Annotated in this window: 1 protein-coding gene; it reads left to right on the top strand. The window is 63.4% G+C overall.

Annotation, left to right across the window (positions count from 1 at the left end):
* Positions 1–346 precede the first annotated feature (346 nt).
* The coding region (locus NKH12_RS30450) for a PHP domain-containing protein (protein ID WP_352956485.1) at positions 347–958 on the top strand (612 nt) is incomplete at its 3' end.

Below are 958 nucleotides of genomic sequence, written 5' to 3' on the forward strand. Positions count from 1 at the left end.
TTTCGGTCCAAGGCATCGTGATCTCCGTCGAATCTCAGCAATCCGACAGAATCACAACCTGCTGAAATCACTCACTCCTTTTTGGATCGGACACTGAGACTGACTCAGGGGAATATGTAGGGACGGTCCACTTCTCAACGAATCGCGAAAGTGACATGCGCGCTACCTTCCAACACAGAGTAGACTTAGCAGCTTGGGAACGCATGGCAACGCCGCTTCCCAAGCCATCTCGGTGAATCCCAGTTTATGGGTTCACGGCCTAATCACTACCGCTGGACTCGTGTTACCTGCTGCCGGACAATACATCTTCATCGACTGAGTCCTTGTGAGGCGGCGCTAAAAAACCATGGCGAATGAGACACTTCCACGGGACCCCTTGCGGCGCGAGGCCTTTGTGAGGGCATCGCGGCCAGAAGTGCCGGCGCGGCCGTTCATTCATCTGCGCGTGCATTCGGCCTATTCGCTGCTCGAAGGCGCTTTGCAACTCGGCACCGTTGTCGGTCATGCGGTCAAGGATGACGCCCCGGCCATCGCCGTCACCGACACCAACAATCTGTTCGGCGCGCTCGAATTTGCGCAAAAGGCGGTGAAGGAAGGCATCCAGCCGATCATCGGCTGCCAGACCGCTCTCGCCTTTTCCGGCGAAGCCAGCGACAGCCAGCGCGACCGCAGGCGGCAAGGTCCGGAGATGCGGCCGGTGGTTTTGATCGCGGCGACCGAGGCCGGCTACAGCAATCTGGTCAGGCTGATCAGCCGGGTCTATTTGGAAACGCCGCCCGGCGAGGCCGTGCATCTGACGACCGAGATGCTGCAAGGCCATTGCGACGGCCTGATCTGTCTCAGCGGCGGGGGGGGGGGGGCGCGCGGCGCCCGCCGCCGCGAAGGAGCGCCCGCCGCCGCGGCCGCCCGCGGGGGGGGGGCGCGGGGGGGGGGGGGGGGGGGGGGGCAGGCACACGGC

Source organism: Mesorhizobium sp. M1322 (genome assembly GCF_040318085.1).
Classification (GTDB): Bacteria; Pseudomonadota; Alphaproteobacteria; order Rhizobiales; family Rhizobiaceae; genus Mesorhizobium.